Source organism: Bradyrhizobium sp. (assembly GCF_035484855.1).
GTDB lineage: Bacteria > Pseudomonadota > Alphaproteobacteria > Rhizobiales > Xanthobacteraceae > Bradyrhizobium.
Genome location: NZ_DATHOP010000027.1, coordinates 104,888 through 118,847 on the forward strand (window position 1 = coordinate 104,888; position 13,960 = coordinate 118,847).

The following is a 13,960-nucleotide window of genomic DNA, read 5'->3' on the forward strand; positions in this document are numbered from 1 at the left end:
CGAATTTCGACCTCTCCCCGCAAGCGGGGCGAGGTGGATCGGAGTCCTGTGCCAATTCAACTCAACGCCATCATGCCATAAGCCTCCATGCTGCTTGTCGTCGAACAATTTCTGAACGGGTTGCAGTTCGGCCTGCTGCTGTTCCTGCTGGCGGCGGGATTGACGCTGGTGTTCGGCATCATGGATTTTGTGAATTTGGCGCACGGCTCGCTCTACATGATGGGCGCCTATTTTGCCGCCACCTTCGTGGCGTGGACCGGAAATTTCATTTTCGGCATCATCCTGGCGCTTGGTGCGACTTTACTGCTCGGCATCGCCCTGGAATTTGTCGCGCTGCGGCATCTCTATGGCCGCGATCATCTCGACCATGTGCTGGCGACCTTCGGATTGATCCTGTTCTTCAACGACGCGGTGCGGCTGATCTGGGGTCCGGCGGGGCTGGCGCTGTCGTTGCCGCCCTGGCTGACGGTGCCGATCCAGGTCGTCCCCGGCGTGTTCTATCCGGCCTATCGGCTGGCGATCATCGTGGTCGCGCTCGCGGTGGCGCTGTTGCTCTATATCGTGGTGATGCGCACACGGCTCGGCATGCTGATCCGCGCCGGCGCCTCGAACCGTGAGATGATCGGCGCGCTCGGCATCAACATCAAGCTGCTCTACACGCTGGTGTTCGGCCTCGGCGCGGCGCTGGCCGGCCTCGCCGGCATGATGCAGGCGCCGATCCTCACCGTGCAGATCGGGATGGGCGAGAACATCCTGATCCTAGCCTTCGTCATCATCGTGATCGGCGGCATCGGCTCGATCCGCGGTGCGTTCCTGGCCGCAATCTTCGTCGGCCTGATCGATACGCTCGGCCGCGCCTTCCTGCCGGATTTGCTGCGGAAAATCCTGAGTTCGGCCGCGGCCTCGACCGCGGCGCCGGCGCTGTCCTCGATGCTGATCTATTTGCTGATGGCGATCGTGCTGGTGGTGCGGCCGGAGGGGCTGTTTCCGGCCAACCGGCGATGAAAGGTTTGTTCAATGTCCGCAACGCGGCGGCGGTGCTGGTTGTCGCCGGTCTGCTGCTGCTGCCGCTCTATACCACGCTGAGCGGCAATGTGTTCGCGCTGACGCTGTTCACCCGCATCGTGATCTTCGCGCTCGCCGCCTCATCCCTCAACCTCATCATGGGTTATGGCGGCATGATGAGTTTTGGCCACGCCGCCTATCTCGGCATCGGCGGCTATGCGGTCGGAATTCTCGCCGCCGAGGGCGTAGGCTCCGGATTCATTCAATGGCCGGTGGCGCTGCTCGCTTCCGCGCTGTTCGCGCTGGTGATCGGCGCGCTGAGCTTGCGCACCCGCGGCGTCTATTTCATCATGATCACGCTGGCGTTCGCGCAGATGGCCTATTACGTCGCCTCCGGGCTGTCGCGCTACGGCGGCGACGACGGGCTGACCATCTACAAGCGCAGCGACTTTGGCGGCCTCATCAACCTGTCGAACCGCGTGCAGTTCTATTATCTCTGCCTCGGCTGTCTGTTCGCGGGCCTCTATCTGATCTGGCGCATCGTCCGTTCGCGCTTCGGCATGGTGGTGCAGGGGCTGCGCTCCAACGAGCAGCGCATGCAGGCGATCGGCTTTCCCGCCACCCGCTACCGGCTGGCCTGTTTCGTCATATCCGGCACCATGTGCGGATTGGCCGGCGCATTGCTCGCCAACAACACCGATTTCGTCAGCCCCGCCGTGATGTACTGGACCCGTTCCGGCGACCTCATGGTGATGGTGATCCTCGGCGGCATGGGCTCGCTGTTCGGTCCGGTGATAGGCGCCATCGTCTATCTCGTGCTGGAAGAATTCCTGTCGCAGGTCACCGAATACTGGGCGCTGATCCTGGGCCCGCTGCTATTGTTGATCGTGCTGTTCGGGCGCGGCGGCATCGACGGGCTGCTTGGGAGGTTTTCCCGTGGCTGAACCCCTGCTGCGCGTGGAGAACCTGGTGCGGCGATTCGGCGGCATTGTCGCCACCGACAACGTCTCGCTCGATGTCGCCAAGGGCGAGCTGCATGCCATCATCGGGCCGAACGGCGCCGGCAAGACCACGCTGATCAGCCAGCTGACCGGGCAGTTGCTGCCGCATTCGGGGAGCATCCGGCTTGCCGGCCGCGACATCACGCGCGTGCCGGCCTATCGCCGCAGCGCGCTCGGGCTGGCGCGCTCGTTCCAGATCACCTCGCTGCTGCCGAATTTCACCGCCGCCGACAATGTCGCACTCGCAGCCCAGGCGCATGACGGTCACTCCTTCCGCTTCTGGCGCGACGCCCGCAAGGTGAGCCATCTGCGCAAAGCCGCGCGGGACGCGTTGGAGCGGGTCGGGCTCGGGGATCGCGCCGGTGTGCTGGTCTCGCGGCTCAGCCATGGCGAGCAGCGCGAGCTCGAGCTCGCGGTCGCGCTCGCCACAAAACCGCAATTGCTGCTGCTGGATGAGCCGATGGCAGGATTGGGCGTCACCGAATCGGCGCGCATGGTGAAGCTGCTGCAGGAATTGCGGCGCGAGGTGTCCATCGTGCTGGTCGAGCACGACATGGACGCGGTGTTCGCGCTGGCCGACCGCATCAGCGTTCTGGTCTATGGCCGCGTCATCGCCTCCGGGCCACCGTCGGAGATTCGCGCCAACGAGGAAGTCAGGCGCGCCTATCTCGGCGACCAGCATGTGGTGGTCCGCCATGTCTGATGAAGAATTGGCTGATCCGGCGCCGCTGCTCGAAGTCGATGGCATCGAGACCTGTTACGGCCTCAGCCAGGTGCTGTTCGGCCTGTCGCTCACCGTGCGCTCCGGCGAGATGGTGGCGATGATGGGCCGCAACGGCATGGGCAAGACCACCACCGTCCGCTCCATCCTCGGGCTGACGCCGGCGCGCGCGGGCGCGATCCGCTTTGCCGGGCACGAGGTGCGAAAACTGCCGTCGTACCGGATCGCGCAGCTCGGTATCGGGCTCGTCCCGGAGGGCCGCCAGATTTTTCCGAATTTGACCGTGCGTGAAAATCTCGTCGCCGCCTCCGGCAATCGCCTCGGCAGTCGCGACCCCTGGGGCATCGAAAAGATCCACGCGCTGTTTCCGCGATTGGCCGAACGCGGCAGCAACATGGGCAACCAGCTCTCCGGCGGCGAGCAGCAGATGCTGGCGATCGGCCGCGCGCTGATGACCAATCCGCGATTGCTGATTTTGGACGAGGCCACCGAGGGACTGGCGCCGCTGATCCGCGAGGAAATCTGGCAGTGCCTGTCGATGCTGAAAGCGCGCGGACAAAGCGTGCTGGTGATCGACAAGAACATCGAACACCTCACGGCCATCGCCGACCGCCACTACATCATCGAGCGCGGCCGCGCGGTATGGAGCGGCACGTCGGAGCAATTGATCGCCGCGCCGGAGCTGCAGCATCGGTATTTAGGGGTGTGAAGCTCGCCGACCGCGTCATGGCCGGGCATAGCCGTCTGAAGGACGGCGTCGCTTCTGCTCGCCTACGCCCGGCCATCCACGTCTTACTTTGCCAGAAGAAAAGACGTGGATGCCCGGGTCAAGCCCGGGCATGACGAGTTGACTGGCGTTTCCTCGTCATTGCGGGAAGCGAAGCGACGAAGCAATCCACCTTTCCGCTTGCCGCACTATGGATTGCTTCGCGGAGCCCGTCATCGGGCGGCGCTTCGCGCCGACCCGTTGGCTCGCGCTGGCGACGCGACCCGCGCCCTCACAGATACTTCACGATCCTCAAGCCCAGGATCTCGTGCTTGTAGCGCGGGGCGACCGGCGAGATGCTGTCCCACTGGATGGCAAGGCCCGCTGCCGAGGCTTCATCGAAGATTTCGAGTGATGGCCTGAAGGCCTCCAGCAGTCGCCGTTTGATGTCCGCGGCGATTTCCGCGTCCGACCGGGTCGTGACGAGCTGGACGATGGGCTCCTTGTCTTCGACGATGCTCATTTCGATGCTTCCGTTTCGCGATTGATGCCGGACCGATTCAATCGCTTCTCGTCGATTTGCACCGTGACATCGGTCACGCAGCAGAGTCATGGCCGGGCTTGACCCGGCCATCCACGACTTGCTTGCTTCGTATCTGACAAAGACGTGGATGCCCGGGTCAAGCCCGAGCATGACGAGTTGACCAGCGTTTCCTCGTCATTGCGAGGAGCGAAGCGGCGAAGCAATCCACCTTTCCGCTTGCCGCACTATGGATTGCTTCGCGGAGCCTGTCATCGGGCGGCGCTTCGCGTCGACCCGTTGGCTCGCAATGACGGCCGCCGCCCGCTACTTCGAGAACGGAACGTACTGCTGGTATTCCTTCGGCACCTGGCTGCGGTAGCGCGAGGGCACGGTCCCGCTGTCGATCGACCTGTCGATCTCCTGCTGTCGCGTCGTCTTTTTCGCCGACTTCTTTTTCTTGGTTCCCGCGTCCTTCTCGGTCGTGGTCGTCGCCGGTGGCGGGGTGGCCGCGGCAGCAGGCGGCGTTGTCGCCGGCTGCGCGGCGGGCGCTGCGGTTGCCGGCTGCGTGGTCGGCGCCGGCGCCGGTGTCGCTGCCGGCGCGGTGGTGGTCGCCGCCGGCGTATCCGTACTGGGTGTGGTCTGCGCCAGCAACGTTCCTCCCGGCGGACACATCAACAAGCCGGCCGCTATCGCAATACGAGAAAGTTTCTGCATTTGAAAACTCCTGCCCTTTTTCTGCCCGCAGGGGAGATGGTGATCTAATGCCGCAAACATACACCGCTGCCGCAGCACGCGTTATTCCTTTTTTTCGTCATTCCGGGATGGTGCGTTAGCACCAGACCCGGAATCTCGAGATTCCCCGATGCGCAATTGCGCATCTGAGGTTCGCGCTTCGCACGCCCCGGAATGACGGAGAAGCCCTCAAAACATCTCGAAATATTCGCGATGCTCCCAGTCCGACACTTCAGCCTGGAAGCGCTCGATCTCGGCGTTCTTGATGTGGACGTAATAGTCGACGAAGCCCGCGCCGAGCGCGTCGCGGAAGAAGGCATCGTCCTTCAGCGCGGTCACCGCCTCGCGCAGCGTCTTCGGCAGCAGGTCGGCTTTGGTCTCATAGGGCGTGTCCGCCGACGGACCGGGATCGAGTCCGCGGTCGACGCCGTCCAGCCCGGAGAGGATCTGCGAGGCCATGTAGAGATAGGGATTGGCGGCGGGCTCGCCGATGCGGTTTTCCAGCCTTGTGGCGGGATCACCGGGGCCGCCGAGCACGCGCACCATCACGCCGCGATTGTCGCGGCCCCAGATCGCCCGGTCCGGCGCCAGCGAATAGGTGCGGTAACGTTTGTAGCCGTTGATGGTCGGCGTCGTGAACACCGCCGAGGCGCGGGCGTGCTTGAGCAGCCCGCCGAGATAGTTGCGGCCGAACGGGCTCAGGAAATCGCCGCCGGCGCTTGCCATGAACGCGTTATCACCGCCGGTGCGCGACACGATCGATTGATGCAGGTGCCAGCCCGACGCGAACACGTTGGGCAATTTCGGCCGGCACATGAAGGTGGCGTGATAACCGTGCCGGTGCGCGATCTGTTTCACGGCGCTGCGGAACAGGATCATGGTGTCGGCGGGCTCGAGGCCCTTCCTCGGCGCGAAGGTGAACTCGCATTGGCTCGGGCCATACTCGAGCTCGACCGAGCGCAGCGGCAGGCCGAGCGCCACGATGTCGCGCCGGATGATCTCCAGCACCGGCTCCATCTGGTCGTAGCGCTGCTCGGCCAGGTATTGATAGCCGTGCGACAGCGGGCTGACATCGGGCGGCGTGCCGGGCTGGCCGGCATGCTCCGGCGACATCTTTGCGTCATCGAGCCTGAAGATGTGGAATTCGACTTCGAGACCGGCAACAAAATCGTAGCCGCGCTGGCCGAGCTTTTCGAGCACCGACTTGTAGAGGTTGCGGGTCGCGAACGGCACCGGCCTGCCGTCGGCGAAATGGACGTCGCACAACAGCCAGCCGGTGCCGGCCGACCACGGCAGCACGCGAAAGCTCGTGGGGTCCGGCACCATCAGCGCATCCGCGGCGCCTTCCATCTCGCGCATGCCAAAGCCACCGCCGGAGGTGAACACAGGAAACACCGTCTTGTGCGCGGTGTCCTTGGCGAACATCGTGGAGGTGATGCTGCAGCCGCTCTCCAGCGCCGCCAGCGCCTCGGCTGCCACCAGCGTCTTGCCGCGCAGGATGCCGTGCTGGTCGGGGAACGAGAAGCGGATGACTTCGAGCTTTTGCTCCTCGACGATGCGCCTCAGCCGCGTCGCCGCCTCATGCTGCTCGTCGGACCAGAGACCGTGACGCCTGACAAAACTCAACGCATGGCTCCTTCACTCTTTTTCGTCATGGCCGGGCCTGACCCGGCCATCCACGTCTACCTTTCTTAAGAGCAGCAAGGACGTGGATGCCCGGGACAAGCCCGGGCATGACGAAGCGATGCGCCATCGTTACACCACCCTCAAATGCGGCGCCTTCTCGGCGATCTCCGCAGGCACCGGCGCGGCCCAGGGCGCGCCGCGGCGGCGCTTGACGTCGACTTCCATCCAGTAGGTCTCCCAGCCGCGCGTCGGGCCGATGCCGTCCATGGTCGCCGGGCCCTGGATGCTCCTGGCATGCGCGGCGTCGAGGAACATGAAGGGCTTGGCACCGCCCGAAACCTTCTCGATCTCCTGCCGGAGCAGGCGGCGATACGCCACGATCGCCTTGTCGGCGGTGCCGAGATGCTCGCGGGTGCGGTCCTGGATCGGACCCATTGATTCGATCGCCCACTGGTCGTGGACGTTGATGTCCATGCCCATGCCGGTGAAGGTCTGCGTCGCCTGCTCGTGCGGATCGAAGCCATAGTCATTCGCCTTGTTGCGGCGTGACTTGTAGTCAGGCAGCTCGTACGTCGCCAGCCGCTGGTCGCGCATCTTTGTCTTGTCGATCGGCGTCGAGTAGGAGGTGAAGATCGAGTACCAGTAGCAATTCTCGTCGTCGATCGGCACGTGATACTGCGTGATCGTCATCTCGGTGTTCATGGGGATGACAAAGGCGTGCGGGAACAGCTGATTGGTGACGCGCACATGGGTCCGCTCGGCGTCGATCTCGCGCAGCGTGATCAGGCGCATCCCGTATTCGGTCTGCTCGACATTGATGATGGGGCGGTCGTATTCGCGCATCACCTTGGTCATCGGCATGTCGGTCCCGGCGGAGGCACCGCGGAACTGGCGGCCATAGGCGTTCGAGGTGTCCTCGTCCTCGAAGAAGCGGTGCAAATAGGAGGCGTGCGAGGGGTCGACACCGACTTCGAGCGCCTGCAGCCAGTTGCAGGCCCAGTGGCCCTTGAACGCGAAGACGTGGCTGTCGGGCGCGATGAAACAGTCGATCTCCGGAAACACCGGCGGTTCGCCTTCGCCGAGATACGCCCAGAGGATGCCGCTCTTCTCGACCACCGGATAGGCGCGCTGCTTGATGCCCCTGCAGAGCTGCGAATCCTTCGGCTCGGCGGGTGTCTCCAGGCACTGGCCGGTCGCGTCGAACAGCCAGCCATGGAAGGCGCAGCGCAAGCCGCCATTCTCCAGCCGCCCGAAGGCGAGGTCGGCTCCGCGATGCGCGCAATGCCGCTCGATCAGGCCGTAGCGGCCGGCCTCGTCGCGAAACAGCACGAGATCCTCGCCGAGCAATTTGACGGGGCGCACCGGACGCGGGCCGGCCAGTTCATCGACCAGCGCCGCCGGCTGCCAGTACATCCGCATCAGCTTTCCGCAGGGGTCTCTTGGTCCGATGCGGGTGATCAGGTCGTTCTGGTCCTGGCTCATCATGGCGGGTGTTCTCCATGGTAACGATGCTGGCGACATCGAAATTTCGTTCGGAATCAAATTACTAGGCTTGCGGATCAGGGCAAGCGGATTCGAACGTCGTTGCCCGGATGGAGCCAAGCGCAATCCGTGGAACAACGAGGGAGTTACCCGGATTGCGCTTCGGCTGCCTGCCGAGGCTCTCTCGCAAGCTTATCGTCCCAGTGACAGGAGTGCGATCTGTTGCTGCGCCGTCACGCAGCCATAGGCGACGCCGGCCACGGTGATGACCGCAAAGGCCGCGATCAGGATCGGCCACTTCGAGGTCCGCCGGAAACTGGCGTCAAGATACAGCAGACTGAAGAGCGTCACGGGAGACTGAAACGCCAGCGCCTTCATGTAGCGCGAAAGCGAAATGCCGTGCCGGTAGGGCGTCCAATCCGGGCCCGCATTGACGCCGAGCGTAAAATCGATCGTCAGGTAATCGTAGCAGTACCAGCTCAACATCGCGGTCAGCGGCAGCGCCGCAAGCACGGCGAGACGCGCGCGGCCCGTGCGGTGCAGGACCGCAGCCAGCGCGGCTTGCAATGCCTGCGGCAATGTGAAGATCAGCAGTGTTCCGATCGCCGCCACGAGGCCGATCATCGGAGTCTGCGCCACCATCATGGAAACCACGTCCTGGTGGGTCCGGTTGCCGTGCATGAGGGCGAACGACACGAGATGGGTGATGCTCGAGACATCGACGGTTGCGACCGCGAAAATCACGATCCACAGGAAACTGTGGGCAAAGGATGCGTAGATTTCGCTCTTGCTCATCAAAACCGGCTCCCGCGTCGCTCGGTCGAAATGAATATCCTGACGACTCCGGGTTTCCGGTGAGGAAATCAGGATTTTTCCTGCATCCTGTCGCGAGATTTTGTGCAGGCGCGCACCGCCGTCATCCTGAGGTGCTCGCCGTCTTCGGCGAGCCTCGAAGGATAGTGCGACCCGGATTTTGCTTCGCTCATCCAGGCCACTGTCGCCTCATGTCGAGTGCGTGCCTACGCGCCAAGCCCGAAATGGTCGATGATCTCCCGCGCAGTCGCTTCCGCCGGGCGCGCCTCGCTATCGAGCCTGAGGCAGTCGGCGCGCGGCACCGGCGCGAAATCGTAGCGGTCGAAATCCCGCATCAGGATGTCGGCCGACGTTAGTTTGCGCCGTTCGACGCGGTCGGGATTGCCGACCCTGCGGGCGGCCTCTTCGTGCGAGCAGTGCAGGAACACCGGCAGCAGTTCACCGCCGTGCCGTTGCATGATCGCTTCGAAATCCTCGTAGAGCGGGCGGTCGTCGGGCGCGACATAGCAGAAGGTGGTGACGACGAGCGAAACGCCGTTTGCCGCGGCGGCCTCGATGCCCGAGCATCTGACGCTGTGCACCAGTTCCCAGAATCCGGGCGCGTCGAAATCGAAGATCGTCAGCGCCAGATCGATCGCCACGTGATTGTCGAACAGCCGCCCCGGCACCATGCCAAGCAGGGCCTTGGCGACGGTCAGCTTGCCGGCCGCCGGCGCGCCGTGGAGGAGAAGCAGTTTCATGGCCGATGAGTATCGCGAGTGATCAAAAAGCGCGAGTCACGTAGGGTGGGCAAAGGCGCTCTTGCGCCGTGCCCACCATTTTTCTGAACGTATGGATGGTGGGCACGCTTCGCTTTGCCCACCCGTACCGCCTCACCCGCGCGCGAACATCCTTGGCTCGCTCTGCAGCATCGGCGCCACCGCCTCGCTCAACCGCGCTGCCGCCGCGTCCACGGAAAGCCCCGCGGTATCGACCACCGCCGCGGCGCGGGCATAGAGCGGCTCGCGGCTTTTCAGGATGGTGCGCAATTCGTCCATCGCCGAGCGGTCGTCTGCCATCGGGCGCAAATCGCCCTGCTTGCGCACCCGCGCCATGTGTTCCTCAGGCTCTGCCTTGACCCAGATGGTGTAGAACGACGACAGGATCAGGTCGAAGGTGAGCGGCTCGGAGACGATGCCGCCGCCGGTCGCCAGCACCATCAGCTCTTTCTGCGCCAATAATTGCGCGAGCGCGGCCTGCTCCATGCGGCGAAAACCTTCCTGGCCGTAGAGCGCGATGATCTCGGCGACCGAGAGCCCGTTCTGCGCCTCGATCTCCTTGTTCAATTCGACGAAATTCCAGCCGATCTTCTTGGCCAGGAGTTTTCCGAGCGTGGACTTGCCGGCGCCGCGCAGGCCGATCAACGCGATGCCTGAAAACGACGATCGGCGATGCGCGGACGCGCCGTGGCCTGCCAGAACATCCTTGGCCTCTGCGATCTGGTTCGGCGTCGCTTTCCGCAGCAGATCCCGAATGACGGGCCAGTCCGGCGACGGCTCGCCGGCGGGAATGAGGTCTTCCAGATGCGCGCCCATCGCCTGCGACACCCGACGCAAGAGCACGATCGAGACGTTGCCCTTGCCGCCTTCGAGCTGCGCGATATAGCGTTCGGAAATGCCGGAGACCTTTGCCAGCACTTTTCGCGACATGCCGCGCAGCGCGCGCATGGTGCGCACGCGCTGCCCGAGCTGTTCGAGGAAGCTGGTTTCGGGATCGGGAGTTTCGGTCATTAACCCCTGTTCGGATCTTAGCGGCGAAGCACCTATCCGGAAACATAATGCCGAGCAGGATTGACAGCAAGCGTATCCAGTGGCTTTCTATGAATTATAATGCTTAGATTTCGGGAGCGAGCGTCGTGACACGCTTGGCCAATGGGGGCGCGGCATGAGCACCTACAACGCGGTGACCTGGCTGCTCGACCGCAATGTCACGGAGGGGCGAGGAGCAAAGCTCGCCTTCACCGACACGGTGTCCGAACTGACCTATCGCGAGTTGCAGCAGCAGAGCTGCCGCGTCGCCAACATGCTGCGCCGGTTCGGCGTCCGCCGCGAAGAGCGCGTCGCCATGATCATGCTCGACACCGTGGATTTTCCGAGCGTCTTCCTCGGCGCGATCCGCACCGGCATCGTGCCGGTGCCGCTCAATACGCTTCTGACCTCGGACCAATACGCCTATGTGTTGGCGGATTGCCGGGCGCGGGTGCTGTTCATATCCGAAGCGCTGCTGCCGGTGGTCGAGGACATGCTCGGGCGGATGCCCGATCTCGATCACGTCGTCGTCGCAGGCAAGGACGCGCACGGGTACAAGAAATTGTCTGACGAACTCGCGCTCGAGAGCGATACGTTTGCGACTGTCGCGACGCATGCCGACGAGCCGGCGTTCTGGCTGTATTCGTCGGGCTCGACCGGCATGCCCAAGGGCGTGCGGCATCTGCATTCGAATCTGGCCGCGACCGCCGAGACCTATGCGAGCCAGGTGCTGGGCATTCGCGAGGACGATGTCGGCCTGTCGGCCGCCAAGCTGTTCTTCGCCTATGGCCTCGGCAACGCCATGACGTTCCCGATGTCAGTCGGCGCCACCACGGTGCTGAATTCCGAGCGGCCGACGCCGGCCGCGATGTTTGCGCTGATGAACAAATATAATCCCAGCATCTTCTACGGCGTGCCGACGCTGTTCTCGGCGATGCTCAACGACGAGGCGCTGAAAGGTGAGCGCTGCGGCGCAAACTTGCGCATCTGCACCTCGGCGGGCGAGGCGCTGCCGGAGTCGGTCGGCAATGCCTGGAAGGCGCGGTTCGGCGTCGACATTCTCGACGGCGTCGGCTCGACGGAACTCCTGCATATTTTTCTTTCGAATTCGCCCGGCGACATCAAATACGGCACCGCGGGCCGTCCGGTGCCGGGCTATCAGGTCCGGCTGGTGAACGAGTCCGGCGGTGACGTCGCCGACGACGAGGTCGGCGAAATGCTGGTGCACGCGCCCTCGGCCGGCGAGGGCTACTGGAACCAGCGCAGCAAGAGTCGCTCGACGTTTGAAGGCTACTGGACCCGCACCGGCGACAAATACATCCGCGACGCCGACGGCCGCTACACCTTCTGCGGCCGCTCCGACGACATGTTCAAGGTGTCGGGCATCTGGGTCTCGCCGTTCGAGGTCGAGAGCGCGCTGATCACCCATCCTGCGGTGCTGGAAGCCGCGGTCGTGCCCGAGGCCGATCCGGACGGATTGTTGAAGCCGAAAGCCTTCGTGGTGCTGCGAGCAGATGCCAAGACCGACGATCTGCGCGAGGCGCTGAAGGAGCACGTCAAGCAGAAGATCGGGGTGTGGAAATATCCGCGCTGGATCGATGTGGTGGAGAGCTTGCCGAAGACGGCGACCGGAAAAATCCAGCGGTTCAAGCTGCGCGAACACAACTAGTCATGGTCGTCATGGCCGGGCTTGACCCGGCCATCCACGTCTTGACGATCACCAAGAAAGAAAGACGTGGATGCCCGGGTCAAGCCCGGGCATGACGAGCGAGAGTTTTGCCGCAGGTGCAAGAAGTATGACTGCTCTTCCCCCCACCGGCTTCCTGCCCATCGGCGCCGCCGATCTCGAATACCGCATGCTCGGCCCGGCTCCATCAGACGCACCGACCATCGTCATGCTGCATGAGGGGCTCGGCTCGGCCGGGCTGTGGGGCGACTTTCCGGAAAAACTTCAAGCTGCCACCGGCTGCGGCGTGTTCGTGTATTCGCGCGCCGGCTATGGTGCTTCCACGCCTGTGACGCTGCCGCGCCCGCTCGACTACATGCACGTCGAAGCGCTTGAGGTGTTGCCGAAACTGCTGGATGCTATCGGCTTCCGCCGCGGGCTGCTGCTCGGCCATTCCGACGGCGCCTCGATCGCGGCGATTTTTGCCGGCGGCGTTGCCGATCACCGCATCCGCGGCGTAGCGATGATCGCGCCGCATTTTATCGTGGAAGATGTTTCGGTGGCCTCCATCGCCGAGATCAAGACGATCTATGAAACCACCGAGCTGAGGGCAAAACTTCAGCGCTGGCACCGCGACGTCGACAACGCCTTCTACGGCTGGAACAATGCCTGGCTTCACCCTGATTTTCGTCGATGGGACATTTCTGAATATCTCGCCTACATTCGTGTTCCTGTCGCAATCGTCCAGGGCGCCGAAGACCAATATGGGACAATTCGTCAGATCGAAATCGCGCGGGAAGAATGTTACTGCCCCGTCGATGTGACTGTGATATCAGGCGCCGGGCACTCGCCGCACCGGGAAGTGCCTGAATTGACACTCTCTGTGGTTTCGGATTTCGTGAAGCGTATTTTGATTTTGCATGAAGGCTCGCAAGGTTGGGCCGCTTAGATTTTAACGTCTGGCATTGATTCAATGAGGATTGCTTCTTCAACCGCGGCGAATTTGCCGCTGCCGGGCTGGGCCTATGTGCCCGGCGAGACGGCGGACGCCGAAGCGGATCACGATACGTTGTGGCAGGCCAAGGCGCTGGTGCCGGCGCAATTCTTTGGTTACGTGCCGGCACGGCATCCCGCGCTTCGCTACGGGATTGCGCTCAACGATGCCGGCTATTTCTGGGAATCGCAGGAGGTGCTGGAAGCGGTGTGGGCGGCGGCGCCGCAACGCGGGCGCGAGCGCGTTCTGCTGCGGGCCTGCATCCAGATCGCCAACGCCAATCTCAAATTGCGGATGCAAAAGCCGCATGCGACCGCGCGGCTGTTCGGCGAGGCGCTCAACGCGATCAGTGACATGCTCGCGCGCCGGCCACCCACCCCCGGCGACGGCTTTGCCGACCGCTTCCCGGCCGCCGCACTCGCAACGCTTTTGAAAGCCAAACTGGCGCAGGCCGCTCTGTCCAAGGCCGACTGGATCGCGATCGGGTCGGTCGGCGTAATATGAAAGAAAATGCAGAATGTGGGCCGGAAAGCCCCTAGACTTGCACCAGAACATGCATTATTGTGCATATTGTTGGTAACAAAGAACCGTACCTTAGGGAAAGTCCATGGCCGGTGATGACCGCCTCCTTGCTGGGGGCGCCCGCTACATCGATTTCCAGACCGACCCGTCGCGCTACCGGCATTGGAAGCTTGCCGTCGATGGTGAGGTCGCGACGCTGACCATGGACGTCGACGAGAATGGCGGGCTGTTCGAGGGCTATCAGCTCAAGCTGAATTCCTACGATCTCGGCGTCGACATTGAACTCGCCGACGCCGTGCAGCGGCTGCGGTTCGAACATCCGAACGTGAAGGCGGTGATTCTGCGCTCAGGCAAAAACCGGGTGTTTTGTGCCGGCGCCAAT

At 63.5% G+C, this 13,960-nt stretch carries 14 protein-coding genes and 1 pseudogene; 8 read left to right on the top strand and 7 right to left on the bottom strand.

Going from position 1 to position 13,960, the window contains the following annotated elements:
* Window positions 1–87: 87 nt before the first annotated feature.
* From VK804_RS03600 to VK804_RS03615, 4 genes are read left to right on the top strand one after another with little or no spacing between them, the layout of a single operon-like run.
* Complete coding sequence (locus VK804_RS03600; protein ID WP_325367894.1) at window positions 88–1,005, top strand: branched-chain amino acid ABC transporter permease; 918 nt, start codon at window positions 88–90, stop codon at window positions 1,003–1,005.
* Window positions 1,002–1,949, top strand: coding sequence for a branched-chain amino acid ABC transporter permease (locus VK804_RS03605; protein WP_325367896.1), 948 nt, complete (start codon window positions 1,002–1,004; stop codon window positions 1,947–1,949). Before VK804_RS03600 ends, VK804_RS03605 begins: the two co-directional genes overlap by 4 nt.
* Entirely contained in the window at window positions 1,942–2,709 is a 768-nt protein-coding gene (locus tag VK804_RS03610) for an ABC transporter ATP-binding protein (RefSeq protein WP_325367898.1), read from the top strand. Before VK804_RS03605 ends, VK804_RS03610 begins: the two co-directional genes overlap by 8 nt.
* A complete protein-coding gene (locus VK804_RS03615) occupies window positions 2,702–3,436 on the top strand; it encodes an ABC transporter ATP-binding protein (RefSeq protein WP_325367900.1) in 735 nt (244 codons plus the stop codon). The genes VK804_RS03610 and VK804_RS03615 overlap by 8 nt, the downstream gene beginning before the upstream one ends.
* Before the next feature lie 289 nt (window positions 3,437–3,725).
* Here the strand turns inward: VK804_RS03615 and VK804_RS03620 are convergent, their stop codons facing one another.
* From VK804_RS03620 to VK804_RS03650, 7 genes are all read right to left on the bottom strand, one after another.
* Window positions 3,726–3,956: a hypothetical protein gene (locus tag VK804_RS03620; RefSeq protein WP_325367902.1), complete on the bottom strand. Its 231-nt coding sequence runs from the start codon at window positions 3,954–3,956 to the stop codon at window positions 3,726–3,728.
* Window positions 3,957–4,280: 324 nt separating this feature from the next.
* On the bottom strand, window positions 4,281–4,670 hold the full coding sequence (locus VK804_RS03625; RefSeq protein ID WP_325367904.1) for a hypothetical protein: 390 nt from the start codon (window positions 4,668–4,670) through the stop codon (window positions 4,281–4,283).
* A 207-nt stretch (window positions 4,671–4,877) separates the two neighbouring features.
* A complete protein-coding gene (locus VK804_RS03630; protein ID WP_325367906.1) occupies window positions 4,878–6,314 on the bottom strand; it encodes a glutamine synthetase family protein in 1,437 nt (478 codons plus the stop codon).
* 129 nt (window positions 6,315–6,443) lie between these two features.
* Window positions 6,444–7,799 (bottom strand): aromatic ring-hydroxylating dioxygenase subunit alpha, encoded by a 1,356-nt coding sequence (locus tag VK804_RS03635; RefSeq protein WP_325367908.1) that lies wholly within the window; start codon window positions 7,797–7,799, stop codon window positions 6,444–6,446.
* A gap of 189 nt (window positions 7,800–7,988) precedes the next feature.
* Window positions 7,989–8,591, bottom strand: coding sequence for a hypothetical protein (locus VK804_RS03640; protein WP_325367910.1), 603 nt, complete (start codon window positions 8,589–8,591; stop codon window positions 7,989–7,991).
* Window positions 8,592–8,815: 224 nt separating this feature from the next.
* Window positions 8,816–9,349 (bottom strand): hypothetical protein, encoded by a 534-nt coding sequence (locus VK804_RS03645; RefSeq protein WP_325367912.1) that lies wholly within the window; start codon window positions 9,347–9,349, stop codon window positions 8,816–8,818.
* A 132-nt stretch (window positions 9,350–9,481) separates the two neighbouring features.
* Window positions 9,482–10,378 carry a helix-turn-helix transcriptional regulator gene (locus VK804_RS03650; protein WP_325367914.1) on the bottom strand — a complete coding sequence of 299 codons (897 nt, stop codon included), beginning with the start codon at window positions 10,376–10,378 and terminating at the stop codon, window positions 9,482–9,484.
* A gap of 154 nt (window positions 10,379–10,532) precedes the next feature.
* On the opposite strand from VK804_RS03650, the gene VK804_RS03655 reads away from it, so the two are divergent.
* From VK804_RS03655 to VK804_RS03670, 4 genes and pseudogenes are all read left to right on the top strand, one after another.
* The gene (locus VK804_RS03655; RefSeq protein ID WP_325367916.1) at window positions 10,533–12,065 is read left to right on the top strand and encodes a benzoate-CoA ligase family protein; all 1,533 of its coding nucleotides are present in this window, start codon (window positions 10,533–10,535) and stop codon (window positions 12,063–12,065) included.
* Between the two features lie 127 nt (window positions 12,066–12,192).
* Window positions 12,193–13,011: an alpha/beta hydrolase gene (locus VK804_RS03660; RefSeq protein WP_325367944.1), complete on the top strand. Its 819-nt coding sequence runs from the start codon at window positions 12,193–12,195 to the stop codon at window positions 13,009–13,011.
* Between the two features lie 24 nt (window positions 13,012–13,035).
* Window positions 13,036–13,560, top strand: coding sequence for a DUF309 domain-containing protein (locus VK804_RS03665; protein ID WP_325367919.1), 525 nt, complete (start codon window positions 13,036–13,038; stop codon window positions 13,558–13,560).
* Window positions 13,561–13,663: 103 nt separating this feature from the next.
* Window positions 13,664–13,960, top strand: a pseudogene (locus tag VK804_RS03670) (benzoyl-CoA-dihydrodiol lyase); the annotation flags it as partial.

Excerpts from the sequence above, each read along its gene's own strand:
- VK804_RS03600 (WP_325367894.1), top strand. The coding sequence starts at position 88 with ATGCTGCTTGTCGTCGAACAATTTCTGAACGGGTTGCAGTTCGGCCTG.
- VK804_RS03605 (WP_325367896.1), top strand. The coding sequence starts at position 1,002 with ATGAAAGGTTTGTTCAATGTCCGCAACGCGGCGGCGGTGCTGGTTGTC.
- VK804_RS03615 (WP_325367900.1), top strand. The coding sequence starts at position 2,702 with ATGTCTGATGAAGAATTGGCTGATCCGGCGCCGCTGCTCGAAGTCGAT.
- VK804_RS03620 (WP_325367902.1), bottom strand. The coding sequence starts at position 3,956 with ATGAGCATCGTCGAAGACAAGGAGCCCATCGTCCAGCTCGTCACGACC.
- VK804_RS03625 (WP_325367904.1), bottom strand. The coding sequence starts at position 4,670 with ATGCAGAAACTTTCTCGTATTGCGATAGCGGCCGGCTTGTTGATGTGT.
- VK804_RS03635 (WP_325367908.1), bottom strand. The coding sequence starts at position 7,799 with ATGATGAGCCAGGACCAGAACGACCTGATCACCCGCATCGGACCAAGA.
- VK804_RS03640 (WP_325367910.1), bottom strand. The coding sequence starts at position 8,591 with ATGAGCAAGAGCGAAATCTACGCATCCTTTGCCCACAGTTTCCTGTGG.
- VK804_RS03645 (WP_325367912.1), bottom strand. The coding sequence starts at position 9,349 with ATGAAACTGCTTCTCCTCCACGGCGCGCCGGCGGCCGGCAAGCTGACC.
- VK804_RS03650 (WP_325367914.1), bottom strand. The coding sequence starts at position 10,378 with ATGACCGAAACTCCCGATCCCGAAACCAGCTTCCTCGAACAGCTCGGG.
- VK804_RS03655 (WP_325367916.1), top strand. The coding sequence starts at position 10,533 with ATGAGCACCTACAACGCGGTGACCTGGCTGCTCGACCGCAATGTCACG.
- VK804_RS03660 (WP_325367944.1), top strand. The coding sequence starts at position 12,193 with ATGACTGCTCTTCCCCCCACCGGCTTCCTGCCCATCGGCGCCGCCGAT.
- VK804_RS03665 (WP_325367919.1), top strand. The coding sequence starts at position 13,036 with ATGAGGATTGCTTCTTCAACCGCGGCGAATTTGCCGCTGCCGGGCTGG.